Origin of the sequence: Treponema paraluiscuniculi Cuniculi A (assembly GCF_000217655.1) — a bacterium.
In the GTDB taxonomy this organism is placed as follows: Bacteria; Spirochaetota; Spirochaetia; order Treponematales; family Treponemataceae; genus Treponema; species Treponema pallidum.
In genome coordinates, this window is the sequence record NC_015714.1 from 876,126 (window position 1) to 901,025 (window position 24,900).

General features: G+C 53.0%; 23 protein-coding genes. 10 read left to right on the plus strand and 13 right to left on the minus strand.

Annotation, left to right across the window (positions count from 1 at the left end; all coding sequences use genetic code 11):
• Positions 1-170: 170 nt before the first annotated feature.
• A complete protein-coding gene (locus tag TPCCA_RS04005; RefSeq protein ID WP_013945400.1) occupies positions 171-1,193 on the minus strand; it encodes a hypothetical protein in 1,023 nt (340 codons plus the stop codon).
• A 222-nt stretch (positions 1,194-1,415) separates the two neighbouring features.
• Here TPCCA_RS04005 and trxB point away from each other — a divergent pair, with 222 nt between their 5' ends.
• Together trxB and TPCCA_RS04015 are read left to right on the plus strand one after the other, a co-directional pair.
• A complete protein-coding gene (gene trxB / locus TPCCA_RS04010) occupies positions 1,416-2,339 on the plus strand; it encodes a thioredoxin-disulfide reductase (RefSeq protein ID WP_013945401.1) in 924 nt (307 codons plus the stop codon).
• A 238-nt stretch (positions 2,340-2,577) separates the two neighbouring features.
• A complete protein-coding gene (locus tag TPCCA_RS04015) occupies positions 2,578-3,444 on the plus strand; it encodes a GNAT family N-acetyltransferase (protein WP_245522107.1) in 867 nt (288 codons plus the stop codon).
• A 71-nt stretch (positions 3,445-3,515) separates the two neighbouring features.
• Here TPCCA_RS04015 and TPCCA_RS04020 read toward each other — a convergent pair whose 3' ends face one another.
• From TPCCA_RS04020 to TPCCA_RS04050, 7 genes are all read right to left on the minus strand, one after another.
• Entirely contained in the window at positions 3,516-4,181 is a 666-nt protein-coding gene (locus tag TPCCA_RS04020) for a hypothetical protein (protein WP_010882260.1), read from the minus strand.
• 137 nt (positions 4,182-4,318) lie between these two features.
• Positions 4,319-5,617 (minus strand): phosphopyruvate hydratase, encoded by a 1,299-nt coding sequence (gene eno, locus TPCCA_RS04025; RefSeq protein ID WP_010882261.1) that lies wholly within the window; start codon positions 5,615-5,617, stop codon positions 4,319-4,321.
• Between the two features lie 173 nt (positions 5,618-5,790).
• The gene (gene rnz, locus TPCCA_RS04030) at positions 5,791-6,717 is read right to left on the minus strand and encodes a ribonuclease Z (RefSeq protein ID WP_013945403.1); all 927 of its coding nucleotides are present in this window, start codon (positions 6,715-6,717) and stop codon (positions 5,791-5,793) included.
• 33 nt (positions 6,718-6,750) lie between these two features.
• Entirely contained in the window at positions 6,751-7,521 is a 771-nt protein-coding gene (locus TPCCA_RS04035; protein ID WP_013945404.1) for a tetratricopeptide repeat protein, read from the minus strand.
• A 95-nt stretch (positions 7,522-7,616) separates the two neighbouring features.
• Entirely contained in the window at positions 7,617-8,423 is an 807-nt protein-coding gene (locus TPCCA_RS04040) for a MetQ/NlpA family ABC transporter substrate-binding protein (protein WP_013945405.1), read from the minus strand.
• 80 nt (positions 8,424-8,503) lie between these two features.
• Positions 8,504-9,445, minus strand: a complete 942-nt coding sequence (locus TPCCA_RS04045; RefSeq protein WP_245522109.1) for a mechanosensitive ion channel family protein — start codon at positions 9,443-9,445, stop codon at positions 8,504-8,506.
• Between the two features lie 49 nt (positions 9,446-9,494).
• Positions 9,495-9,881, minus strand: coding sequence for a superoxide reductase domain-containing protein (locus TPCCA_RS04050; protein WP_010882267.1), 387 nt, complete (start codon positions 9,879-9,881; stop codon positions 9,495-9,497).
• A gap of 396 nt (positions 9,882-10,277) precedes the next feature.
• Here TPCCA_RS04050 and dxs point away from each other — a divergent pair, with 396 nt between their 5' ends.
• Genes dxs through truA form a run of 7 tightly spaced genes read left to right on the plus strand, consistent with a single transcriptional unit; the run spans position 10,278 to position 16,137 of the window.
• On the plus strand, positions 10,278-12,170 hold the full coding sequence (dxs, locus tag TPCCA_RS04055; RefSeq protein WP_013945407.1) for a 1-deoxy-D-xylulose-5-phosphate synthase: 1,893 nt from the start codon (positions 10,278-10,280) through the stop codon (positions 12,168-12,170).
• The gene (locus tag TPCCA_RS05390; protein WP_193386045.1) at positions 12,167-12,352 is read left to right on the plus strand and encodes a hypothetical protein; all 186 of its coding nucleotides are present in this window, start codon (positions 12,167-12,169) and stop codon (positions 12,350-12,352) included. Before dxs ends, TPCCA_RS05390 begins: the two co-directional genes overlap by 4 nt.
• Positions 12,339-13,160: a diadenylate cyclase CdaA gene (cdaA, locus tag TPCCA_RS04060; RefSeq protein WP_013945409.1), complete on the plus strand. Its 822-nt coding sequence runs from the start codon at positions 12,339-12,341 to the stop codon at positions 13,158-13,160. Before TPCCA_RS05390 ends, cdaA begins: the two co-directional genes overlap by 14 nt.
• Positions 13,138-14,100 carry a CdaR family protein gene (locus tag TPCCA_RS04065; RefSeq protein ID WP_013945410.1) on the plus strand — a complete coding sequence of 321 codons (963 nt, stop codon included), beginning with the start codon at positions 13,138-13,140 and terminating at the stop codon, positions 14,098-14,100. Before cdaA ends, TPCCA_RS04065 begins: the two co-directional genes overlap by 23 nt.
• A complete protein-coding gene (locus TPCCA_RS04070) occupies positions 14,097-14,474 on the plus strand; it encodes a holo-ACP synthase (RefSeq protein WP_013945411.1) in 378 nt (125 codons plus the stop codon). The genes TPCCA_RS04065 and TPCCA_RS04070 overlap by 4 nt, the downstream gene beginning before the upstream one ends.
• Positions 14,471-15,355 (plus strand): DUF2225 domain-containing protein, encoded by an 885-nt coding sequence (locus TPCCA_RS04075; RefSeq protein ID WP_013945412.1) that lies wholly within the window; start codon positions 14,471-14,473, stop codon positions 15,353-15,355. Before TPCCA_RS04070 ends, TPCCA_RS04075 begins: the two co-directional genes overlap by 4 nt.
• On the plus strand, positions 15,352-16,137 hold the full coding sequence (gene truA / locus TPCCA_RS04080) for a tRNA pseudouridine(38-40) synthase TruA (protein WP_013945413.1): 786 nt from the start codon (positions 15,352-15,354) through the stop codon (positions 16,135-16,137). The genes TPCCA_RS04075 and truA overlap by 4 nt, the downstream gene beginning before the upstream one ends.
• A 67-nt stretch (positions 16,138-16,204) precedes the next feature.
• On the opposite strand, the gene argS is transcribed toward truA, so the two are convergent.
• Entirely contained in the window at positions 16,205-17,974 is a 1,770-nt protein-coding gene (argS, locus tag TPCCA_RS04085; RefSeq protein WP_013945414.1) for an arginine--tRNA ligase, read from the minus strand.
• Between the two features lie 22 nt (positions 17,975-17,996).
• Entirely contained in the window at positions 17,997-18,812 is an 816-nt protein-coding gene (locus TPCCA_RS04090; protein ID WP_013945415.1) for a GerMN domain-containing protein, read from the minus strand.
• A gap of 72 nt (positions 18,813-18,884) precedes the next feature.
• Here TPCCA_RS04090 and TPCCA_RS04095 point away from each other — a divergent pair, with 72 nt between their 5' ends.
• Positions 18,885-19,601, plus strand: a complete 717-nt coding sequence (locus TPCCA_RS04095; RefSeq protein WP_013945416.1) for a hypothetical protein — start codon at positions 18,885-18,887, stop codon at positions 19,599-19,601.
• A gap of 56 nt (positions 19,602-19,657) precedes the next feature.
• Here TPCCA_RS04095 and tyrS read toward each other — a convergent pair whose 3' ends face one another.
• The 3 genes from tyrS to TPCCA_RS04110 form a co-directional block, all read right to left on the minus strand.
• Positions 19,658-20,887, minus strand: a complete 1,230-nt coding sequence (tyrS, locus tag TPCCA_RS04100) for a tyrosine--tRNA ligase (RefSeq protein ID WP_041610007.1) — start codon at positions 20,885-20,887, stop codon at positions 19,658-19,660.
• A gap of 107 nt (positions 20,888-20,994) precedes the next feature.
• Positions 20,995-23,799: an ankyrin repeat domain-containing protein gene (locus tag TPCCA_RS04105; RefSeq protein WP_013945418.1), complete on the minus strand. Its 2,805-nt coding sequence runs from the start codon at positions 23,797-23,799 to the stop codon at positions 20,995-20,997.
• Between the two features lie 140 nt (positions 23,800-23,939).
• Positions 23,940-24,764, minus strand: coding sequence for a hypothetical protein (locus TPCCA_RS04110; protein WP_013945419.1), 825 nt, complete (start codon positions 24,762-24,764; stop codon positions 23,940-23,942).
• Positions 24,765-24,900: the final 136 nt, after the last annotated feature.

Below are 24,900 nucleotides of genomic sequence, written 5' to 3' on the forward strand. Positions count from 1 at the left end.
ATACGGCACCCTCAGATAGTGTGCTTTTTGCGCACCCAGCTTTCCACGCAGGTGCGCGTGGGGACGCTTCGGGTGATGGAGTATGAAAAAACAGTAGGTGCTGACCGCTTGTCTCGACGCGACACACCTTTCCTAAAGGAAAACTCTTTGTAGAAGGCGCAGCTCGCACGTTAATGTACAAAACAGGCTTCCCCCTGACGGAAAAAAAGGTACTCCACGTAGTATTCTTCGATGGTTCGTACAGGTCCAGGCATATTTAGGCGTAGTCGCGCCTGGGCATCTCTTTTGCGTATTACAAACGACCTATAAAAGGAGCACAGATCAGCTACACGCTGGTATGCGTGCGTCCGCGTGTTTTCTCCCCCGCCCTTTTCCCCGATCAGGGCGTATGCTTCCTGACGGCTCAGTGCCGCAACCCCCTGCGCACGCAATTGCAAGCGAATGGCTTGGATCTGCTCATGTGAAATACCAAACAGGAACTCCTCTAGTGCGGTACAAACTCCTGCTTCGCTCAAGCGCTGCACTAAAAAGTCGCGCCACATCTCGTCTAGCTCTGTCGAGAGCAAAAACAACTCACTAGAACCGAGCATTGAGCCAAAGCTAGGGGCCAAGTGCTCCCGTGCACACCACACCTGATGCAGTGCCGACGTGGCGCGCCGCGCACGTTCATCCGGACGCTGTTCCCACAGCGCTACGAGCGCATGCGTAACAGCAGTCTTCAAACGCGCGGGTATGTGCTCCTGCTCCATTAGAGAGAGGTATAGATCCTCTGTCATGAGCATACACACGAGTGCAAACTGCACCTGGCGCAACTCCTGCACCAGGTACTCAGCTAGAGCTACCCGCGTTACCTCCTGCGTAAGAAACGCAAAGGTTTGGATTTTAGCAATCAGGTACCCACGCCTAAGCGACACACGTGCAGGTAAAAAAAGGAACCTTCCTGCATCAGCCAGGTCTGTCACCGTTCCCTTTCCAAACCTTTCTACGTCCGCACCATCTGCACCTGAGTACGAACGCATAGCACGGACCAGACGTTTTAAATTAGACACGCGCCGGCGTACAACCTGCGCACGCCGAGGCTGCGTGCGCAAAGCACACAGCGCGCGCGAGACGATATACTGTTCATGTCTGCTAAGAGCGGTGAAGTGTATGACTGCAGCCTTTATGGGAAACCCCGTCGTAGCCGCGCCCATGGCGTGAGTCTAATGTATTCTGACACGAATTACTAGAATGACCTCCCTACAAACCAAGGGAAAGGAAGGGCCTAACCGCTGAGAATGACAGGCGCACGCACGGCAGGAATAATCAATTCCACACGTATCTTCTCCTGAATTCAATCATATATTTTTTACCGGCATACATAGGGCACCTAAAAAAGTGTTGACTAATCAGTTACGCGTGCATACACTCTCGGCATGAAGACAGATTACGACGTTATCATCGTAGGCGCTGGGGCCGCGGGACTGTCCGCAGCGCAGTACGCATGTCGCGCCAATCTCAGGACCCTTGTGATTGAGAGCAAGGCACACGGTGGTCAAGCATTGCTTATTGATTCGTTGGAAAACTATCCGGGTTATGCAACTCCTATCAGTGGCTTCGAGTACGCGGAAAACATGAAAAAGCAGGCAGTTGCCTTTGGGGCTCAGATTGCTTACGAAGAAGTTACCACTATCGGTAAGCGCGATAGCGTTTTCCACATTACCACGGGTACGGGAGCATGTACGGCGATGTCTGTTATTCTTGCCACCGGTGCAGAGCATCGCAAGATGGGCATCCCGGGGGAGAGTGAGTTTTTAGGCCGTGGCGTTTCCTATTGTGCCACCTGCGATGGACCCTTCTTTAGAAACAAGCACGTGGTGGTCATTGGTGGGGGTGACGCTGCGTGTGATGAATCGCTAGTACTGTCTCGCCTCACCGATCGGGTGACGATGATTCACCGCAGGGACACTCTGCGTGCACAGAAGGCCATTGCAGAGCGCACACTTAAAAATCCACATATTGCCGTTCAATGGAACACTACGCTTGAAGCGGTACGTGGTGAAACGAAAGTTTCCTCCGTTCTGCTTAAGGATGTTAAGACGGGAGAAACGCGAGAGCTCGCGTGTGATGCTGTTTTCTTCTTCATCGGTATGGTTCCCATCACCGGTCTTTTGCCCGACGCAGAAAAGGATTCCACCGGTTATATCGTCACCGACGACGAGATGCGTACCTCTGTAGAGGGGATTTTCGCTGCGGGGGATGTGCGCGCTAAGTCTTTCCGGCAGGTTATTACTGCTGCTTCGGATGGTGCCCTTGCCGCGCACGCCGCCGCGAGTTACATCGACACACTCCAAAACTAGAACTGCGCGTCTTTGCACTTCGGGTGTGCGTTTTTTATCCTTCGGGGGGAGGGTACTGTTCTCTCTCCCCATCCCCAACTCTTTCTGAGGAAGCTTTGGAGCTCGCGCTGGCTGCGACGGTGTGTCTTTTGCAAAAGGGTCTAGCGGGGTCGTGCGCAGGTGTGCACTCGATCTTCCAGGAGCCTCTCGGGCCATGCACGTTTTCTGTCTCCTCTGTACCTCCGTCGTGGGGGACATAGTGCCTCGTCTCGTTCGCAACCTCGACGCGCATACCATTGATGAAGCCCTTGCCTTCGTTAAGTCGCGTGAAGCATTCAGTGTCAGCTTGGCGGAATATCTAAAAGCAGCTAAATGTTCTTTTTCCATGCGTGGTACCGCTCCCTTTATACGGGGCGGTAGCGTACTGTACCGAGATGCAGAACCGTGTGCAGTACTCCTGCTCACGCGCGCAGGGTTGCTTTTGCACAACAGTGAGCCAAACACAAACAGTGCGGCGATCTACCGTGCCTGCAAACGGCTGGTAACCGCGCAGGTGCGTTCGATTGTAGGTACAGAAATGCACACGTGCGTTATCGCACGCTCGATTTCAGGTATTGCAACTCACGCGCAGCAGGAGCGATATTACCTACTGGTGCTGCCACTACACACACCACGTGTTGAATGTGAGCAAAACAGTGCTCCATTGCATATCCGGCGCGCACAGCTAAAAGATATGCGAGAGCTATTTCCTCTCCATATGCATTACAAACGTGAAGAAGTGCTGCCCGTAGGAAACAGTCCAAAACATAAGGCGACCGTGCGTACCCTGCACGCACATCTCCGTACACGCGTGATATTCCACGCCTCAATAGGAGGACACATCGTTGCAAAGGCGCAAACAAACGCACATGGCTTTCATTGTCACCAAATTGGCGGGGTATATACGGTGCCTGCATATCGCAACCGGGGCATTGCCACTGCATTGGTTGCAACACTTGCGTATAACCGACTCGATATAGGAAAAACACCGGTGCTTTTCGTAAAGGTACGTAACATGGCAGCGCGGCGCGTATACGAAAAGATCGGCTTTACGCTACACGGATTATACCGCGTCATTAATCTATAGCGAAGCAAACAATAAAGACGTTAAAAGAGAAGAACACGGCAACGAAAGGGAAAGACAACGCCGCGTGACCTCTATTTTCCAAAAAAGCTACGTTGACCAGCCCTTACCCATCGCCCAGGGCCACGTGACAGAACCGGAGATGCAAGCTGCGTTGCAATCCACTGCGTATAGGAATCGTCGTCAACTCCGTCAAGCCGTATTAACAATGTCTGCATACGCGGTGCATCCTTTCGCGCAAGACCGAGCACGCACTCCTCCGCCATGCGCACAAAAGCGGCAGACGCAACAGATACCATAGCAGACGCACAGTGCGCGCTCGTCTCCCGGTGCACAAACAGAAGTTTCCCACGCGCCTGACTGACAAAATGCGCAGTCAGCATGTGCACCAATGCCATATTTGCCACGATCAAATCCACCGAGATCCGATCGATACTGGAAAAATCATCTCCCGGATAAAGATCTACATAACTTTGCGCGTCAAAAACGAACACCGCTGTCTCAAGCACAATGCCTAGATTTTCAATCTGAAGCAGAATACCGCGCAATGAAAAGGGAGACGCGCGATTCCAATAAACCAACCCATCACGCACAGGCACATCCCCACGAGCTGCCTCGTGTGCGCTCAAGCACACACGACACCCCTGATTACGTAAAACCTCTGCGAGACTACGAGAAAACTGAAGGCGATTATCGCTGACGAAAACTCCCGCGCCCATACGCGGGAGTATAAAACACATCCTGGCGAAGATAAAAGCGTCCTCACAGCAGAAAGACCAGCAACCATTCCGCCAGGAAGTAAAGAAGAAACGACACGGAGTCCTGCGTTCTCTGCCCCGCACCCCAACTTCTTATAGAGTTCCTCGCACCTTACAAGCTAACAACCAAACCGTTCAAAGGTCTTTGCCCCGTAGTAGCGCGCCTGTGCACCCAACTCTTCCTCAATGCGCATCAACTGGTTATACTTCGCCACCCGGTCACTGCGACTCATCGAGCCGGTTTTGATTTGACCTGTCTCAAGTGCCACTGCTAAGTCTGCGATAAACGCATCCTCTGTCTCACCCGAACGATGTGAAATCACCGCCGCGTAGCCTGCGTTCTGAGCCATACGCACCGCGTCGACAGTTTCTGTGACCGTGCCAATCTGATTAAGTTTTATCAGAATCGAATTGCACGATCCCTCTTTGATGCCTCGGGCCAGACGCCCAGTGTTGGTTACAAAAAAATCATCTCCCACAATTTGAACTTTGTCTCCCAACTCTTTCGTGAGCTGCACGTAACCTGCCCAGTCGTTTTGGTCAAGCGGATCCTCAATAGACACAATCGGATACGTAGCAATCCACTTCTTGTACAGATCAATCATTTCCTGTGCTGTGAACAGCTTCCCCGGATTCGACTTCCAAAACTTGTACCCTCTCCGATCTCCTTCATCGAATAACTCAGAAGACGCACAGTCAAGCGCAATACACACATCCTTCCGCGGCGCAAGGCCGGCTTTTGCGATCGCTTTCATAATGTACTCAAGGGCTTGCTCGTTATCCAAATCAGGCGCAAAACCACCTTCATCACCAACTGACGTAGCTTTGCCGTCGGCGGCAAGCAGGCCCTTTAACGCGTGGAACACCTCTGCGGTCATGCGCACCGCTTCGCGCATGGACGCAGCGCCGATGGGCATAACCATAAACTCTTGAAAGTCAATTTTATTATCAGAATGCTTCCCCCCATTGATAATGTTGGCCATAGGGACCGGCATGCGAAAAGTGTGCACACCACCGAGGTAACGGTAGAGAGGAACACCCAGAAAGTCTGCAGCAGCACGCGCACAAGCCATGGAGACGCCAAGCATAGCATTCGCACCAAGCTTTGACTTATTGTCAGTGCCGTCCAGATTCCGCATCGCGTGATCTATCTCACCCTGGTTGAGCGCATCCATACCTTCGAGCGTATCAGCAATGAGCGTGTTGACAGTTCCAACGGCCTTGAGAACACCCTTACCATTATAGCGCTCCTTGTCTCCATCACGCATTTCAAGCGCCTCGAACTCTCCGGTAGACGCCCCTGAAGGAACACACGCACGGCCAAAGCTACCGTCACTGAGCGAGACATCCACTTCGACAGTGGGGTTTCCCCGAGAATCGATGATCTCGCGCGCTTCAATGCATGCAATGTCACTCACTTAAGACCTCCTGATGTGGGCGCATGGTAACACGCGAAAAAAAATGCGTAAAGGTTTTCCACTCTCTATAGCCCCCGCACGCCGCGCTTCCTTCCCGCTGAGAACACTACAGAGAAAGTAACTGTACCAACCGCCTCGGTATTCCAACGGAGTATTGCAACGGCGCGTTACATCTATTCTCGATACGCAATGGGAACCATCAATTGATCACGAGACAGAATAGTGTGCGGGAAAACACGCTGCGCTTCCTTTAATAAACGTTTCAACTCGTGATCGGTATATCGAGGGCTATAGTGGATGAGTGCCATAAGTCGCACACGCGCATCGCGCGCTATCGTGGCTGCCTGCACGCACGTCATATGCTTTTTCTCTGCTGCATCCTTTTCCATCCCTTTCTCAAACATTCCCTCACACACAAAGAAATCCGAATTCCGCACCTCGGCTGCAATGGACTGCAAATATTTTGTATCAGTGACGAAGCTCACCTTACGCCCCGGACGCGCCGGTCCCATTACCTGTTCAGGATATACTGTCACTCCCTGCGCGGACTGCACTGCAACCCCTGACTGTAACTGAGACCACAGCGCCCCACAGGGAACGTGCAAATCCTGAGCCGCGCGCGGGTCAAATGATCCGGGACGATCCTGCTCTTCTAGCGTGTAGCCCATACACGGCTTGGTATGATCCAGACAAAAACAGCGCACCTGAAAACCCTTACCACGGTATACCACTTGTGGTTCTATCACCTCTTTGACAATAATCTCGTAATTAATGTACATGTCCAAAATCCTGCGGCTCGTTTCCACATACTCTGCAGTTCTTGGAGGACCGATGATGTACAGCGGTTCGCTGCGAGCAACTTGAGAAGAGAGCATCAAAAGCCCCGGCAGCCCAGTGATGTGGTCTGCATGGGTGTGACTGATGAAAATGGCACTGATTTTCTTCCAGCGTAAGCTCAGACGCCGCAACGACACTTGGGTACCTTCCCCAGCGTCGAACAGAAACAACTCTCCCTCACGACGCAACAACACAGAAGTCAGATGTCGATGGGGTAATGGCACCATGCCGCCACACCCTAAAATAAACGCTTCCAGATTCATATGCACACCATTCCGACGTCAACCTTTTGGAGGTTAACTCAGGCGCCTGATGGATTCTTGTGCCTCTTTGTACTCAGGACGCAAATGCAACGCACGTCGGTATGCATCAAGTGCAAAGCCTTTGTCTCCTGCGTACTCGCGCGCAAGTCCCAGGCGATACCACCACAGCGCATTCGACGGTTCAAAATTCACCGCTGTTGAGTACGCGATGTCTGCCTTCCGGAAGCGTTTGGTGAGGCGAAAGATCTCTCCCAAATAAAAGTATGCCACACTGATACGCTCACCGCGCGGCGCCATGTCAATATAGCGCTCCATAGCATGCATGGAACCCTTGTAATCGCCGACAAAAAAGAGCGCCTCTGCGAGAGTTTCCACCACGCGGTGATCGACCGAAATTTTCAGCGCCTCCTGGCATAGGGCAACCGTATCTGCATAACGACCAAGACGGAAAAGAGACCAGGTACACACTGCATACGCGTCGGTGTGTCGCGGATCGCGCTCAAGCACACTGCGACAAAGCTCAACCGCCTGCGTATACATCTTTTGTGCATCTTCACGCCTACCTGAAGTGTCCATGCTACGCCCATTCCGGTAAAGAGAGAGTGCCTCTCGCACCTCAGCTGCTCCCGCCTGTGCAGCAGCGGGAGGTTGCTCCTGCGCACTGCCACGTGCAAGAAACCAGACAAGAACGAATGCCCCCGCTACTGTCCGTGTTCGTGTAAACACAGCGCCTCCTTCAGATACATCGAAGGCTCCCGCACAGAGCGCACGCTCTTTATGAAACGCGACGCGCACACGGGACACCTTCTTTCAAAAGACACACCCACACCATCCCCATCCTTGAGTATGCAGAAGAACTGTCAGGACTAGGTAGGTTTTAAACGGAAAGAACTCGCACCCTACAAGGCAGGCGCCACCTCCCCGCTCTTGTAGCGTTCCTTCAGATACGTACGCACGCGCCCACCACACAACGCACGGAGCACCGCCTGCACGCGCGCATCAGCCTCGTTTCCTCGTTTTACCACCAGCACATTCGCGTAGGCTGAGGCATCAGGTTCCACTGCAAGCCCGTCACGCCGTGCAGAAAGACCAGCCATTACTGCGTAATTTCCATTAATCACCGCACCATCTACCTGATCAAAGACGCGCGGCAGAAGGGCACTTTCCACCTCCTGAAGTACCACATTGCGCACATTTTGCTGCACATCCTCTACCGTGGCAAACAGTCCTGAACCCGCACGCATCCGAATGAACCCTGCTGCTTCCAAAAGTCTGAGTGCACGTGCCTCGTTGGACGAATCATTTGGAATGGCAATGACCGCGCCGGCGGGGAAATCACTCACATGCCGATACGTTCTAGAGTATAACGCCAGTGGCTCTACGTGCACGTTTCCAACACTTACCAGGTCCCCGTTGTGCTCCTGGTTAAATTGCTGCATATGGGGCACATGCTGAAAGAAATTCATCAGAATATCCCCCCGCATTACCGCCTCGTTCAGCGCCACGTAGTTTGTAAACTCTACAATACGTAGTTCGATGTGCTGCTTCTTCACTTCTTCTTTTGCGATCTCAAGTAAGCGCGCGTGCGGTTCAGACAGCACCCCTACCCCCACCGTTTCATCCTTCACCTGAGTACACGCAACCACCCCTACGCTTAGGGCAATGAGTTTCCCTACGAGCGCAGCGCTCACCGTTTTTCCTTTCATCTCATTCGGCCTCCCCCTGTCCCTCTATCCATCCTGTCAATATCCAAAGAAAAAGCGCACATCAAGACTCACCCTGCATTTCACACCGTTTCCGCACGTGGCGCATCGCACGCCCCCTGCACCCGTACGTCCACATGCGGAAAGGGAACCTCAATGCCCGCCTGTTTGAAGCATTCGTCGATATCCACGAAGATAGCATTGCGCAAATCATTGAAATGCTCAATGTGAGTCCAGGTCAGGAGCGTTACGTCAATACCCGAGTCAGCGAAGGCATTCCACAAAACCGCCGGTGCAGGATCCGAAAGCACAAACCGGTTACGTGTCGCAACATCTAGCAAGAGCTGTTGCACCCGGCGCAGGTCACTTCCATACGCCACGGAAACTTCCGTTTTCACTCGGCGATGAGGACAGTGCGAATAGTTAACAAGGTTCGCTTTGAGGATCGTTTCGTTGGGCACGCGCACATACTGCCCATCGAGCGTTTTGAGCGCCACCGAAAGCAAATTAATTGACTGCACTGCACCGACGATACCGTCAATTTCTATCACGTCTTGAATTCGAAAAGCACGTTCGGTCATGACAAACAGCCCTGATATGACGTTTGAAACCGACGTTTGCGCCGCAAATCCAAGCGCTACTCCCGCTATCCCCGCGGCCCCTAGCAGCGCGCTCACGTTGATCCCCAACCAATGAAAGGCGGTAAACGTCATCACCGTGAACGAGAGATAGTTTAGTGTTTTGAACACAAAATGCTGCGTCTGCGCGGATAACCGCCTTGCAACAACACGGCGCACACCGCGCTTCAGCATTCGAAAGAAGGCAGAGGTGATGCACAGCACGGCAACGAAGCGCAGGAGATACCACACGCGCTCTGACGTCGCAACCTGCGTGAGGCCCGCGCCCAGCGCGCAAGCAGCCGTGGCAAGAGACTGCACGAAATGCTCCAATTCTCGCATATTCCCCGCTTGTGCACGCCCCGACACCACGCCTGCATCCTGCAAGGGCGTACTGCGCGCAAACACGCCCCCAATCTCCTGCTCCCCTTCCTAGAAACAGGAGAGCACTACACCCCTACTTACCTGACCACACCCCGTGCAGGTTACAAAACTCATAGGCTTCGAGCACCTGATCGTCTGCTGTCAGTGCAAAGGTCACCTCAGGCGCTCCATCTACCGGAAGTTCCTTGAGCTGAATACCCTTCCGGGTCTTGAGGCACACCCACGCAATGTAATGCTCCGGCGTCATTGGGTGAGCCACACTCCCCACCTTCACCTTTACCTCGTGTCCGTGCACTTCTACCACGGGGATATGCTTTTCCTTCGCTGCATCCACTGTACCTACAGGCACTGCACGCAGCACCTCACTGCCGCACGCGACACTACTGCCTGCAGGCGCATCCATACCGAGAAAAAATCCCGCACTTTCCTTCTGCAAGAAAAACGACAACTCCCGTCCCATGGCGAGCATCTCCTATGTTGGTCTGATTTTGTTCTCGTGCGGACGCCTGTCGTGCCTCCGCGTGCGGAAACCGCCCGCGCCAGAGCACAGCCCCGCAGAGGCGCTGATTCTACCTAAATCAGGTCCGTAGGTAAAGCGTCACCCACCTGTACGCATTCAGTAAACTCGCTCCTTCCGAGCCTGTGCTACGCACGAGTATACCTTGACCATTTGGGTAGTTTCCGCTACGCTCCTGCCAGCCTGGATTCCTGAGGAGTTTCTACGTGCCCTGCGGAAAGAAAAGAAAAAAGCAAAAGATAGCAACCCACAAGCGCAAGAAGAAGCTTCGCAAGAATCGGCACAAGAACAGGTAGTCTCGGCCCGTGCGCCTTCTGTTCGACATGAGGCGTTTTCGTCATGGATTTGTCGCTGCTTCGCTCCCTCACTGGGCCCCACGATCTTAAGAGTCTCTCCCCCGAGCAGGTGTGCGCGCTCGCGCAGGAGGTACGCCAGGAGATCTTGCGCGTTGTCAGCGCGAATGGTGGTCATCTTGCCAGTAACCTCGGTGTCGTCGAGCTCACCATCGCACTCCACCGCGTCTTTTCCTGTCCCCACGACGTTGTCGTTTGGGATGTCGGTCATCAGTGCTACGCGCACAAGCTCCTCACTGGACGCGCAGGGCGCTTCCATACCCTCCGCCAGAAGGATGGTATTTCGGGGTTCCCGCGGCGCGATGAAAGCCCGTACGACGCTTTTGGTACCGGTCACTCTTCCACGGCACTTTCTGCCGCAAGTGGTATCCTCAGCGCCCTACGATACCGGGGTAAATCAGGTAAGGTAGTCGCTGTCGTAGGAGACGGCGCACTCACCGCGGGCCTCGCCTTCGAGGCCCTCCTGAATGTGGGCCGTTCCTGCAGTGATCTCATCGTCATCCTCAACGACAACAAAATGTCCATTAGTCCCAATACGGGGTCCTTTTCCCGCTACCTGAGTACCCTCACGGTAAAAGGTCCATACCAGAAGCTCAAAACGCGGCTTCGCCGCGCGCTCCAGACTGTCCCACTCGTCGGTCGCCCCGCCTGCCGCGCCCTCAGCCGCCTGAAACGAAGTGCAAGAACGCTTTTGTACCAGTCAAATATTTTCGCAGACTTTGGATTCGAGTACGTCGGTCCCTTAAATGGACACCATATCGAAGATCTTGAGCGCGTACTCAACGACGCTAAAAAACTCACCCGTCCCACTCTCCTCCACGTGCAGACTGTAAAGGGAAAAGGCTACCCCTTTGCGGAGCAGAATCCTACCGATTTCCACGGCGTAGGACCGTTTAACCTTGCAGAAGGAATAGTAGAAAAAAAGGATGCGCTCACCTTTACCGAAGCCTTCTCCCATACCCTCCTAAATGCAGCGCGTACTGATGACCGTGTTGTCGCTATCACCGCTGCTATGACTGGCGGCACCGGGCTTGGATTGTTTTCCCATATATACCCTGAACGCTTCTTCGATGTTGGCATTGCTGAGCAACATGCGGTCACGTTCGCCGCAGGGCTTGCATGCACCGGCGTAAAACCTGTCGTTGCCGTCTACAGTACGTTTTTGCAGCGCGCCGTTGATCAGGTTATTCACGATGTTGCTGTGCAGAATCTGCCGGTCATTTTTGCGCTTGACCGCGCAGGTGCCGTACCCCACGATGGGGAAACACACCAGGGCCTGTTTGATCTCAGCATTCTTCGCGCTGTTCCGAACATAAGCATCCTGTGCCCTGCGTCGGCGCACGAGCTTTCGTTGCTCTTTGGCTGGGCGCTTGCACAGGACACCCCCGTAGCTATCCGCTATCCTAAGGCGTTATGTCCACCTGAAGAAGACGGATTCAGTACACCTGTACATACCGGACGCGGCGTCCTTATCACCCGAGAGAATGAGTGCAATGTACTGTTAGTGTGCACAGGGGGCGTTTTTCCCGAGGTAACCGCTGCGGCCAACACTCTTGCGCGAAAGGGCATATTTGCAGATATCTACAACGTGCGCTTCGTAAAGCCGGTAGACGAAGATTACTTTTTGGATCTTGTAGGTCGCTACCGTTCCGTTCTTTTTGTCGAAGACGGCGTAAAAATCGGAGGAATTGCAGAAGCGCTCCAGGCACTCTTGAACACCAGGCACCCGGCTCCGTGCAGCGACGTGCTTGCTTTTCAGGACATGTTCTACCCGCATGGTTCGCGCGCGCAGGTACTCGCCGCAGCAGGCCTTTCTGCACCGCATATTGCCGCACGCGCAGAATGGCTGTTAGCCCATTCAGTTGGGCAGATTCGGTGAACAGTATGCATCTGCACGCCGTTCGTTACATCCGCGTGCGCTTGCAGCGCATGCGGCAGATGGCCGCCGTACAGCGGAAGGAACGGGGAGGCCCCGCCTGCTCACGCCAGGCGCCGGGGGACCGCATCCGTTTCAATCGGCGCACACGCTGCCTGGAGTCAGAACATCGTGCTATTTCTTAGAAGTATGGTCCTGTGGTACGCAGCGTACGTTCGTCCGCTTTTGGATGTCGCGCTCCTTTCCTTCCTCCTGTACAAGACATACGAGATACTTGTTAAAACACAGGCAGTCCAGTTGGTGAAAGGCGCCTTCTCCATTCTCGTGCTCTACGCTTTGGTTTTCGTATTAAAATTAGAAACGCTCCTTTGGATTCTCAATGCAACTGCCCCGGGCGTGGCTATCAGCATTACTATTGTGTTTCAGCCGGAATTAAGAAAAATTTTTTTGAAAATTGGAGAGAAGAACTGGCTCCGACAGCGCGAATGCGCACACCATACGCACATCGACGCGGTATTAACTGCCGCAGATGTTCTTTCTAAAAGGAAGCGCGGCATGTTGGTAGTATTTGCCCGTCACCATACTGTGCGCGAGGTCAGTGAAACGGGTACCGCGCTGTACGCGCGCCTTTCATCCAGCCTGCTTGTGACTATTTTTGGCCACGATACCCCCATGCACGATGGAGCAGTCATTGTGCGCAATGGGCTCGTTGTCTCTGCAGGCTCCTTTTTGCCGCTTTCTGAACAGCACGATATTAGGAAAACGTTCGGCACACGTCATCGTGCCGCGCTTGGTATGGCTGAAAAAACAGATGCCATTACCCTGGTCGTGTCAGAAGAAACGGGCGCGCTCAGCCTTGCCTACGATTCAAAGCTGTACTACGATCTTCCGCACGCGGACGTATTGGCGCAGCTCAAACAGTTACTCGAAACTACCACTCGGGCTGGACACGCTCAAGGGGCACTGGATCATGGTCGCAGCACGTTGTCTTGATAGGATTGCGCACAATTGGGCTGCCAAGGCATCGAGCATACTGCTTGCATTTTTGCTCGTGCAATTTTACAGCGGCAGTCTGCTGGAACAGCGCGCCATTTCTGTTCCGTTAGTTGTGAGAAATGAAGGCGCACTAACTCCTGCGCTTCGCTTTCCCCAAAAGGTGACGGTGCTGATGCGCGCTTCACGTGATACACTCGGCGCACTGCGCGGATCTGACATTGTCCCCTATGTGGATTTGTCCTCCTACACAGAGGAGGGAGAGTATGCAGTTCCTGTGCGGGTGACTGTAGCTGACCATGTTGCACCACCAGATGCGCTTGAACTTGTCGCAGATCCTGCCATCATCCCGTTCAAGCTGGAGCGTAGTGTCACCAAAAATATCCCCATAACCCTATCGCTTGAGGGTGTCCCTGCGTACGGCTATGAGCTGCGGGAAGTCGACACAAATCCTTCCATGGTGGAAATTCGCGGTCCGGCCTCTTTGCTCGTTTCCTACACACAAGCAGTTACCGAAACGCTCGACATAACCAATAGACGCGCGTCCTTCTCAGGCGTCATTGGACTTATCAATCCGAGTACGCTCGTTTCTTTTCCAAAAACTAAAACGCAGTTCGTTGTCAGAGTTCGGGAAGTTTCTGAGCTCAAAGAGCTTGAGACAACACACGTCTCGTTCACCGACTGTGCCCCTCACCTTACGTTCAGCATCGAACCGGTCACCATACGTGCACAGGTGCAGGTGCCAAAGCATGTAATTGAAGAGATGCACCCAGAGGAGTTCTTCTCCGTTTCTGCAAGAGAAATTACTGAACCCGGACGCGTGACCGCTCCCCTTATCCTCTCGCTGCCCGAACACGTGCGTATGGTACAGTACAGTCCCAAAGAGGTTCACGTTCATGTGCGCGAAGCGCAGTCAGTCCCGGCGGACGGACATGAATGATCATTGGCGTAGGAATAGACATAGTAGAAATAGAACGATTCGTATCTTGGACACACAACGTGCGCCTGCTCCGTCGCTTCTTTCATCAAGAAGAGATTGTAGACTTTTTTAAAAACCACATGCGAGCGCAGTTTCTTGCCACGCGCTTTGCCGCAAAGGAAGCATTTGGAAAGGCACTCGGCACGGGGCTCAGAAACATGGAGCTAAAGAACATTCGGGTGTGTCAAAATGGATGGGGTAAGCCGAGACTAGAAGTCTACGGTGCTGCACAGGCTATGTTGGCTGCAACAGGAGGCACGCATATACAGGTGTCGCTGACGCATGAGAGAGAAGTCGCCTCAGCCATCGTGATTATCGAGGGAGAACCGCTATGACCCGGTCATCTACAAAGAAAACAGACAAAAAAGAAAGCACTGTGTCTTTCTATTCAAAAGAGCGCATCGAGTGTCCGGTGTGCACAACCGTCTTCCAAAGAGAAGAAATGCATTCTGGAGGGGGTCGTACCATTGCTGGTGATTTAACCGATGAACTAAGAAGGACATACGAGACGTCCGCAAAGTATGGAGAGGTATTTCCTCCCATTTACCACGTGGTAGTTTGTCCCACCTGTCTTTATGCAACCTTTCTGCAAGACTTTAGAAATATCGAGCGTGGGATTGTCACTAAACTTTCTTCCACCACATCACAGCGCCGCACATCGGTTGAGCGGCTCATTCCTCAGGTGGATTTTAGTGCACTGCGCACACTCTCCTCTGGGGCGGCGGCTTACTACTTGGCAATACTGTGCTATGACTTTTTTGATAAAAAGTATTCTCCTACCATTAAACAGGGGATCTGCGCGCTCAGGGCAGCATGGCTTTTTTCTGATCTTGAAAAAAAAGATCCGAACGAGCATTACGATTACATCCGCAATCTTCTATACCAAAAGGCACTTTTTTTCTATCGCAAGGCAATTGAGTGCGAAAGCACAGGCGAAGAAATTATCGCAGGATTAAAATCCTTTGGACCGGACACGGATAAAAATTATGGGTACGACGGGGTACTCTATCTTTCGTATCTCCTTGAGTATAAATACGGGACCAAGCGCGACGGAGCAGTCAGAAGGGAGCGCATGCAGCGGAACAAACAAGGACTTGCAAAGATATTTGGCCTAGGAAAGTCTTCAAAAGAGAAGCCAGGTCCATTGCTGGAACTCGCCCGACAATTGTACGAAAACCTGCTCGCAGAATTACACGAAGACAGTGAAACTACATGAATGATGTGCGCAAAATTCTCTTGCGTATTTCGTACGATGGAACACGATTTTGCGGATGGCAAAAACAGGTCTCAGGCTCACGGGAACGCGCTCCCTCTGTCCAAGGTGAGTTGGAAAAAGTTGCTGAGAAAATTCACCACCAAAAGATAGCAGTCATCGGTTCAGGGAGAACAGACTCTGGCGTACACGCAGTAGGACAGGCAGCACATTTTTGTACCCCCATGAGAAATATACTCGCGTATCGCTTTATCCCTGCATTTAATTCGCTGCTCCCGCACTCCATTCGCATTACAGACGCACGCGAAGTTTCCTCTCAACTCCACGCACGCTTCTCTGCCGTCATGCGCACGTACCGTTACCACCTCCACTGCGCACCCGTCGCATACGCGCACGAACTGCCTTACTGCTGGCACATTGCGAGAATGCCCGATATACACTTGCTCAATCAATATGCTGCAACACTCAAGGGAGAACTAGACTGCACAAGCTTTGCTGCTGCAGGAGATAAAAGTGCGAGTAAATCGCGTTATTTTTACGACACACACTTTTCTTTCAACCATCGCGTACTGACCTTCGAAATCTCTGCTAATGCCTTTCTCTGGAAAATGGTGCGCTCTCTTACAGGAACTCTACTACACTGCGAAAAGAAGCGGTGCTCCGTGCGCGAATTCGTCCGCATTTTGCACGCGAAAGACAGGCGCCTTGCAGGGCCCACCGCACCGCCGCATGGGCTATTCCTATGGAACATCCGTTACCCCGAACACTTACTCCGTGCAGAATAGGAACACCCTCGCACGTGAACTGGCATCCACAGGCAATGCAAGGTGGAAGACGTATTAAGCATGCACGCTACATCTCTTCAAGAAAAGGAATCAGCACCAGACGCATAGCTGTTCTCAGCACTATGCGCACCGCACGCACAAGTTCAAGCCTTGCACACGCGTAGTCCGGTCGTGCTTCACACAGAATGGGACAATCATGATAGAAGCGACTGAAGCTTTTTGAGAGTGTATAGAGGTATCCGGTAATAACGCTCGGATCATGTCCCTGTGCAGCGCGCGTGACACACGCAGGGAAACGTGCAAGCGCCTTCACCAACTCCCACTCAGCTTCGTGCGTGAGCAATGCAGGGTCACACCGGACTTCACGAGGCCCCTTTTGCTCCACATCTTCCTGAACCTTCTCTAAAAGAGAAGAGATGCGAGCACCCATATACTGTAAATAGGGACCAGTGTTTCCGTTAAAAGACAAAGACTCTTCAGGGTGAAACACCATATCCTTTTGAGGACTGACTTGCAATAAAAAATAATGAAGCGCGGCGATGGCAACATTCTCTGCAATACACTGTGCGTGTTTCAGTGCATTTTCCCGTCCCTTTTTTGCAATTTCCTCTTCTGCCGCACTGTGCAGACGATCCAAGATATCGTCTGCATCTACTACCGTCCCCTCTCGACTCTTCATACGCCCATGGGGCAAGTTGACCATGCCATAAGAGACGTGATGCAGCTGCTGCGCCCACGGATAACCGAGCAACCTAAGCACAAAGAACAATACCTTAAAGTGGTAGTTCTGCTCGTTTCCCACAACATACAGCAATTGATCAAAGGGCCAGTCCTGTGCGCGAAAAATCGCCGTGCCAATATCCTGCGTAATGTACATAGTGGTGCCGTCAGAGCGAAGCAACGCCTTTTTGTCTAAGCCTAGAGAAGACAAATCCACCCAAATAGAGTTGTCCTCCATCTGATAAAAAACGCCGCAGGCCAAACCACGTCTAACCTCTTTACGTCCCTTGGTATAAGTTTCGCTTTCAAAATAAAGTTTATCAAAAGATATGCCCGTTCGCTCATATGTTTGTTTGATACCGCGCAACGCCCATTCGTTCATTGTTCTCCACAGTGCACGCACGTGCGGATCTGCACTTTCCCAGCGCTGTAACAGGTCACGCACATCGTGCTCTGCTTCTTCCGGGTACTGCTGTGCGTAACGGTTAAACTGCACGTACCAATCTCCCACAAAGCGATCGGACTTGATGCCGGTATGCGCAGGTGTTTTTCCATGGGCGAATTTTTGATACGCGCACATAGATTTACAGATATGTACTCCGCGATCATTGATGATATTTACCTTGAACACATCCGCACCACAGAACGCAATAATACGCGAAAGGCTTTCCCCAATCGCGTTATTGCGCAGATGACCTACATGCAACGGCTTGTTAGTATTGGGACTAGAGAACTCAACCATGATACGTTTGCCCTGTAAGTACTGCGTGTGGCCATAGCGCTCCCCCTGCGCAAAGATAGCATCAAGCGTATGCGCAGCTACACACTCCTTATTTAAAAAGACATTAAGATAGGGTCCTCGCGCCTGCGGCGTGCCATACGCACACATGGACGTGTCTTCTTCAAGCAGTGTGCACAACTGCTGTGCAAGCTGTGCAGGACTCCTGCGCACACGCTTTGCAAAAAGGAATAGAGGAAAAGCTATGTCCCCCATACCCGGCTCCGGCGGCTCTTCCATAACTAACTGCGCACCTTCGACCGGCTCAACGGCAGGCCCCTGCAGTTGAGAAAGCACCCGGGCGACGGCGTGCCGCCACATCTCACACAGATCCTGCACTGCCTCACCTCATACCAAGCTATTAGAACGAACTCTTAGAAACCGGTGCACCGATCCACACTCCCTCTGAACCGAGATATTCGGTACGCCGTCCTTCAATCAAAAACTGCACCGCATGCACCGTAGGAAACGCAGCTGCCGTGAACACCACCTGCGAAAGCTGAGCCAAGTAGCCCTCAATGCCATACTGATTGAACTGAAACTCCTCGCTCAGATCCAACACCGCCACCCCTTCTTGCACACGTGCAGAGCGCAGTCGCGTACCTTCAGGGATGAGCGTACGCAGTCCGCGCACCGCTTCTGCCTCAGACGGACCAAGGAACAAAGCGCGCAACGCATCCGAAAGCGGCACCGTCGAATGAGGAAGCGTGCGAGCCACCTCTTCACGAGTGATCTTTCCATCTGCATCAATGCGCACCCAGCACAGCGTAATTGCGCGGGACTGTTGCGCAGAACCGGGCGCCCCAGAAACCGTGCCGACATCTTTCCCTTCGGTACCAGCGTCAGCTAGCGCAGGGGACCCTGCAACAGGAGCATCCGGCTGTGCCACGTCCTGCGTAGGGAGCGTGGCCTTAGCATCACTTTCAACAGCCGAGCCGGCCTGAGAACGACGTGCAGAGTCAAAAACGCGCACGGAATCCTGGTTGCCGAACATCCCTTGCACTGCAGCGCTCGAAAACACACGGTCAATATTTCTTCTATTGAGAAAGAAAAGCACCGCCATTAACAAGGAAAACGCAAGCCAGAACAGCAACCCCGCTGATGAGTGTTTCCCCTTCCCGGCCATACAGCGCCATCGTACAGGAATTATAAAGCTTTTCCAAGACATGCTGCACACACGTCCCTTATCCCCGCCTCGCAAAAAATATGGGCAAAAAGAAAATAAAGCAGCCGATATTGGGTCGTACGCATGGCATTCATGTTACTGACCCTGCTTTTCTCTTTTCGTGATGCGTTCATTCAGGCAGAGGACGCGCGCCTGCTGCAGCCAAAAACCAACGCTTTGGATCTTGTCGTGCAGGGGGTAGATCTTGTGCTGTTTGCCCAGGATAAGACGGCTATCAGTATCAGTATCCCGCCTGAAAAAGACGTGTTCTTCACAGAACACGAAGGAGTGCTTCGTGTCCGTACACGCACAGAAAACGCGGAGGGTACACGCCGAGTGATACGCATTGGCATACCGCGTGCACAAACGCTCGCATGGGTGAAGATCATTGCGACGGGCGCACATACTACGGTGCGCGGCGTACGCGCGGTGTGGGCACTGCTTTTGTGCAACGAAGGCACACTCGCCCTCACGGAAAGCACGCTCAAGTCATGCACGCTGACACACACGCGCGGCGAACTCCGCTTTGAAGCGGCGGTACTAAAACGGGCGTCATTCTGTTTGAATGACGTGAACGCTCGTTTCACTCTTCTCGGATCGCGCGCCGACTACCGTCTTATCTGTAGCCCAGGAGAACGTGCGTGGAAAATTGAAGGCGCCGAACAACGGGGCGCGCACTACACTGAGTCTGCACGGGCAAGACGCCACATGGTTATCAGCGCGAGTGCTTCGTCGATAGACGTAATGTTCAAAACGCCACCTACACAACAGGAAGCAGTAGACACGACACAGAAGGGGTAATCCAGGATAGACTGCCCCTTTCAATATCACCTCAGATAGCAGATTCACACCGCGCACTACTCAAGCACGTCAGTGACGATGCGCACCACACGTTTTTTCCCCGCGCGAACTATTACCGTCCCGTCCAAATCCAACGCTGACTGGTCAATTACCGCACCGATATCTGCCACGCGCTGGAGCCCGACAAAAGCTCCTCCTTGTGCAATCAAGCGCCGTGCATCACTCTTCGTAGTACACAATCCAACCTGTACAAACAAATCAGTCACTTTGATCCCAACTTGCAACGTGCACTGTGTCAGCTCGAACGTCGGCAATGCACACTTATCGCCACACTCGCCGAATGCCGCGCGCGCTCCCTGCAACGCCACCTGCGCGACAGCCGTTCCGTGCATGAGGCGCGTTACCTCGTATGCCAACAGCTCCTTTGCACAATTAATTCCCTGAGTCAATATCGCCTCGACATCGCGCACAGACAAAAAGGTAAACAGGAGCAAGAAACGCCGCACATCTTCATCCGGAGTATTTCGCCAGTATTGGAAAAAGTCATAGGGAGACACCAAAGCCGGGTCTAAGAAGAGCGCACCTTGCTCGGTCTTGCCCATTTTTTGCCCATCCGCCCGGGTAATAAGCGGAAAGGTCAACCCATGCACGGTTTTTCCGCGCACTCTTCGAACCAAATCCGCCCCAGCAACAATGTTGCCCCATTGATCATCGCCGCCAATTTGTAACTCTACCGCGTAGCGATCACTGAGCGTTAAAAAATCATAGCTCTGCAATAGCTGATAATTAAATTCAAGAAAGGAAAGTCCTGTCTCCAGGCGTTTCTTGTACGCCTCATAGGTAAGCATTTTGTTTACAGAAAAATGCGCCCCAACCTCTCGCAAGAAATCAATGTAATTCAAATGTGCCAACCAATCACGATTATTCACATAGAATACATGCCTGTGATCGAAGGAAAGAAAATGATCCAGCTGCGCAACTATCGCTCCCGCGTACGCATCGAGCGTTGCATAATCGAGCATCTTGCGCATACTGGTTTTGCCGGAGGGATCCCCAATGCGCGCGGTACCTCCACCGATGAGCACGCAACCGCGGTGCCCCGCATCACACAGATGCTTTAGCGCAAACATAGGGAGCATGTGCCCAACGTGCAAACTACTGCCAGTTGGATCTACACCGACATAAAAGGTGAGTGGGCCTGCATCCATACGCGCCGAAAGCGCCGAAAGATCAGTACATTGTCTAATAAAACCACGCGCCTGAAGACGCGCAAGCGCAGGATTCATGGAGCCGATTATACCGCGCATCGCACACCCCGATCCAGGGCAGGCGGTTCAGTCCCGAGAAAAAGACAAAACGCGCTGATGCACCCCCACCGTCGCCCCGCGTGTCACTATTCCTTTAAAAGCGCTGCAATCTTCGGACGACTCCAGCGCACCGCAACGTCATAGGGTGTCTCTCCCGCCACGTTTCGTAAAAACTTTCCAAAGCGATTCATCGCCAGCAAACCTTGCAGTGTCTTTTCATCTGCAACCTTTGCTGCGTAATGGAGAATACTTTCTCCAGCTGAATCTGTCTTATTTACCGCAAAACCCACCAGCGTTTTCAAGATTGACGTGTTCTTGCTCAGGACTAACAAGGCCGGAGACTCCCCCACGTTGTTTGCAATGAATAGGTCCGCACCGAGTGCTAAAAGCTCATGACACAGATCCGAGCGATCCTTTTTTATGGCAAGCACCAATGCCGAAGATCCCATCCGATCCCGTTTGTCGATTGGATATCCCTTTGCCAGTAAAAGCCGAAATGTCTGCACGGGCACATTTTCCATAACCGCAAGATGCAGTGGCGTCTGCCCGTCAGAATTTGCCAGGAGCGGATCCTTCCCCACGACTGCACCGACAAACGTATCTCCCTTCAACAGGGCAAGTGACAGCGGCGTAGTCCCGTACGAATCGCGCGCAAAGGGGTTGCCTCCTGCAGCGCGCAACGCCGCAATAACTGACTGCGAATTGCACAGTACCGCCTCGTGCAAGGGAGTGCGTCCATACATATCCTGCTGCACAGGATTTGCACCCGCAGAAAGGAGCATGTGCACCGACTCTTCCTGATCTGCCAAAACCGCATCCGTGAGCGCAGACTTACCCGTCTCATCCCCCATGTGCAGCGCCACCCGATGACTCAACAGCAACCGGATAAAGTCGACATTCCCCGCACGAGCTGCAAGATGCAACGGGGGTTTCCCAGAAAGATTCCGAGCATTTAAAAGAGATACATGCCGCGCATCCGCTTCGCGGATAAGCACGTCAGCCGAACGGAGCGCAGACCAACGCACACACGCATGCAACACCGTATTTCCAACTGCGTCCCGTGCGTCCACAAGCGCAGGATTACCTGCCTGAGGATGCAGCAAAATTGAAATAACCTCCGCTGCATCTGACTTTACCGCACTGAAAAGAGGCGTTTCTTGATTCAAATTGCGTGCCTCTATCTCTGCCCCCTTGCGCAAAATACCATTAATCGCCTGCGTAAGTTTCCACTCGCACGCCAGATGCAGCGGCGTGTTTCCTCCTGCATCCTGAGCGTGCACGTTTGCCGCAGTCAGAATCCAATCCTCGCGACCGCCACTAGTTGTCAACGCTGTTTTCAGCGGTGACACGCCATGCACGTTTGTACTGAAGATATCAGCTCCTTCCCTCATCAAAAACTCACCGACAGCACGGTCATCGTTTGCAACTGCATAGTGCAGCAGCGTGTTTCCCATCGTGTCACGTGCAATCATCTGTTTTGGTTCGCGAAATAAGAATTTAACTATGTCAAGGTGCGCTCGCCTTGATACTGCAACGTGCAAAGGACTGCGCCCCACCACATCTTGTTTATACAAGTTGCTATCGGTGACGACAATTTTTACTGTCTCCAAACCGCGCGCAAGTGCCTTGGTAAGCGGCGTTTCTCCGCGCATATCTTCTGCATGGATATCTGCCCCAAGACTGACAAAGTACGCAGTCAAATCCCGATGATCACGGTCAATCGTGAGGACAAGCGGCGTTTCGCCCTTTTTGTTCCGTTCAGAAATATCTGCGCCTGCGCCTACTAGACGCTCTACAAACGCCCTGTCCATACCTAAACGGGCCGCGACGTGCAAAGGAGTCTCGCCATAGTCATCCTTTATGGCGACAGAAGCGCCTGCATCAAGCAGTGCGCCAACCAAACGGACACGGAAGGGAGCAGGAGCGACAAGGTGTAAACAGGTGTTCCCCGACGCGTCACGCACGTTTGGATCGGCCCCACTGCGCAGCAGCAAGACCGCAGCATCCACCTGCCCTGCACGCACTGCTTCGTGCAAAGGGGTGGCGCTGGATAGGTTTTTTGCATTGAGATTGACCTTCCGATCAACGAGAAACTGGACAAAACCGGTATAGCCACGCTTTGCCATAACGTGCAGCGGCGTAGAGCCATCGGTAAAGTGCAGGTCGTAGTTACGCTTGAGCACTGCTATTTCGAACTCGCTAAAAGAGCCGTGCATAAGCTCTGCCCCACCAAGGAGCAAGTCGGCAGCAACTTCTGCAGCACGCGCATCAGAAGAACTGCTGTAGGCAAGAGAAAGCGGCGTATGTCCGTCAGCGTCGCGTTCCTGGGTCGGGGGACCGAGCGTGACAAGGTGTTTGATCAGATCGCGGTCCAGCGCACGCACGGCCCAATGCCAGGGTGTTTTGCCGCTTTTGTCCTTTTGTAGAAGTGTCTTTCTGGTTACCAATTCGTGCGCAGTTCCCTTACGGATGGCGCGGGTAAGCGGAGTGTCTCCCTGTGCATCCCGCGAAAAGAGGCTCGCGTCTCGTGCAATCAGCATACGAACAGACTCAAAACAATTTTCTGTGACCGCCACCATAAGCGGCGTACTGCCTGAAGCATCCTGGGCCTCAGTATCGGCACCCATAGAGAGGAGGAAGTCAACCACGTGCGCGTCGTTACGCAACACCCCCACGTGCAAAAGTGTATCTCCATTTGCATCACGGACGTTGACAGAATCTTTACCAAAACGGGTCTTCAGCGTATCTAGATCACCGCGCGCAACCATTTCAAAGAGATCGACCGAAGCCTGAGGAGAGGGAGAAGACGTAGTAGTGCAGGAAAGCAAGACGAGGAAACACGCAAATGTGCTCCCCACAAACCACACAATGCCACGATTATGTATATGCATGCAGCGGATCCTCCTGAGTATGGTGCCGCGTCTGTACAGTGTGTGTAAAAGCGTATCCTGCCGGTTTCGGCGATAAGGCACAGAATCTTTAGACGCCCACTCTCCCGTGAGGACGCAACCGCGCAGGCGCGTTCCCATTTTTAAAAACCCAGTATCTGCTGACGGTGATGTAATCCGAGGTCTTTTAATGTGTCACGCACCTGCTGCTGAGGTGACCGTGCACGTGCCTTTGCAAAATCACGCGCAAAACAATTCATTGAAAAATGTTGAAATACAAAAAGCGGCGTACGGCGGTCACACACCGTTTGTAGTAAACGCGCATAGGGTTCAAACAGATGTCCGCTTTTCAATTCGCTGTAACCCACAATCCACAGATCACATCCTAACGATCGCTGCAGCTGACACGTACGCCGCGCCATCCAACACTGGCTACGATGCAAAAATGACTGCACCTGCCGTGCACGCGCAGTTCCTGCTGGATCTTGCGCAAGGAGGCGTACCAGTGCACGGAGCTGAACCGTTTTTGCCGTGTGAAGCGGCGTTTTGTTCAACAGCATCACGTCTGTACGAAAATCAACCCCTAACTGTGCATGCCGCGAAAAAAAGCCCTGAGCCACTCGACCTGACTGTCCTACCAGATACCGTTGCTGCGTATGCAGCTGCTCCTCTTTCCCTGGATTGTCCGAAACCAAAATAAGGGCCGGTACAGGATCACTTTGGGTCAGTTCCTCAAGCGCGTGAGGGTACACAATCGGAGTGTGTACCGGATACGTGGGTATTCCTTGTGCATGCACGAGTGCCGCTTGCGCACGGTGCAAAAAAGCCTGCGGCGTGCAACACGCCACTGCAGACTGCGCTGCATGCGGGTCCATATACGGATACCCAAACGCGCGCAAACTCTGTACACAAAAAGCCTTGAGGTCAGTGCGAAAAGCGGCGAGCGCATGCCACTGCGACCGAGTCATGCGCTCGCATCCAAAACAGAAAGCATCCTCTACTATACCCTACATACCACGTCCCTTCCTACAGACTGCAGTGACGGCGCAGGCGCACTGGCTCAGTGCTTCCTCCAAAACGGTGCCCATTGACAAACCACCCATA